The organism is Halorubrum sp. AJ67 (assembly GCF_000513435.1).
Map to the genome: position 1 here is coordinate 136,949 of NZ_CBVY010000010.1, position 1,591 is coordinate 138,539.

The 1,591-nt window shown below is 66.1% G+C and carries 2 protein-coding genes; both read right to left on the reverse strand.

All coding sequences use genetic code 11. The features are described 5' to 3' along the window. Positions 1–229 (reverse strand): hypothetical protein (locus BN903_RS09980; protein WP_048077584.1); only part of this gene is annotated, 229 nt, incomplete at its 3' end. A gap of 95 nt (positions 230–324) precedes the next feature. After that, a complete protein-coding gene (locus BN903_RS09985; RefSeq protein WP_048077585.1) occupies positions 325–1,362 on the reverse strand; it encodes an AI-2E family transporter in 1,038 nt (345 codons plus the stop codon). Between the last annotated feature and the right edge of the window lie 229 nt (positions 1,363–1,591).

Sequence of the window (1,591 nt, forward strand, 5' to 3'; positions counted from 1 at the left end):
AGCCGCTGCCGGTCGCGCGCTCGAAGCGCATCGACTCGCCGCAGTCGGAACACACCGGGTCGCCGTCCGCGTCGCGGTCGAACCCCTCCTGGTCGACGTTCACGTCGCGGACGCGGACGCCGCAGTCGTCACACCAGTACGCTCCTTCCGAGCCGTCGTCGCCGGCGGTTCCGGGTGCGCGCTGGGTCGACCCTTCCATCACGTCCGTAAGCGTGTCAAATATTCCCATGAATACGGGCACGAGCTACGTCATGTTAGTTTCTGGGTCCGTCGCCGCCGATTCGGGTCCGATCCGCCGAGCCGGACCGACCCCTGTCGCGGGACTCAGGCGGCCGACCTTCCCCCGTGTTCCCGTGCGAAGCAGTCGAGGACGAGTTTCGCGCCGCCGAGGACGACGGGACCGATGAACAGGCCGACGGCGCCGAACACGACGAGCCCGCCGAAGATGCCGATGACGATGATCGCGGAGTTGAACGCACCGGTCCGACCGATCAGCGCGGGTCGGAGGTACGTGTCCGAGAACGTGACGAGCAGACCGTACACGGCGATCGACGCGCCGGCGACCGGTCGTCCGACCGCGGCGAGATAGACCGCGGCCGGGACCCAGACGCCGAACGCGCCGACGAGCGGGAGCAGCGTCAGCACGAACGTGACGACCGTGAGGAATATCACGGCGGGGAGGCCGGCGATCGCGAGCCCGAGGCCGAGTAACGCCGCCTGGATGGCTGCGACGGCGACGTTCCCGACGACCGAGGCCCACATGAGCTGATCCAGTCCCTCGCGGAGTTCGTCCAAGACGTCTTGATCGACCGGCAGCACCCGCTGGACCCACGTCACGAGCCGTTCCCCGTCGCGCAACAGCGAAAAGAGGACGAACAGCGTGATCGTCAGTCCGATGAAAAGCGCCGGCAAACTGCCGACGAGATCGATCGCCCCCGAGGTGAGCTCCTGGAGGGTCCTCGCTATCCGGTCTTGGTTCGATTCGTACAGTGCGACGAGGTCGAACTGATACCCGGTGGTTTCGAGCAGTTCTTCGATCGACGCGATGTCGATCTGTCCGTTTCTGACGGCACTCACGACTCTGAGCGACTGTTGGATGGCGACCGTGAGGAGATAGATGATCGGGATCAACACGAAGAACAACGCGCCCACGACGACGCCGATCGCCGCGAACGTGGGCCTGATGTGTTCCTCGGCCCGCTGCTGGACGGGAAACAGGATATACGCGAGAACCACGCCGAACAGAATGAACTGGAGATACGGCAGGAGGACGAACAGCGCGAGGAGACCGCTCAGCAGGACGAGTGCGGTCAGCCCCAGCTGTCCCACGAGCCACGTCGGGGAATCGGGTCCGCTTGACATGCCAGGGGATTTGACGGATACACACATTATGTTATGGTCGCGACATCGGAGCCCCCGGCGACTCCGAAGTCCGGTTCACAAAAGCGGCACCGTGAGCCCGACGAAGAGCGCGCCGAGCCCGAGCCCGAGGTACAGCAGCCGCTCGAACCGCGGCCCGGCCGGCAGCGGCCCGGCGTCTTCGACCGGCGCCAGCCGGACCAACTGGCGGTACGCGACCACCGCCGCACCG

Coding starts and splice junctions, on each gene's coding strand:
- BN903_RS09985 (WP_048077585.1), bottom strand. CDS start 1,362: ATGTCAAGCGGACCCGATTCCCCGACGTGGCTCGTGGGACAGCTGGGG.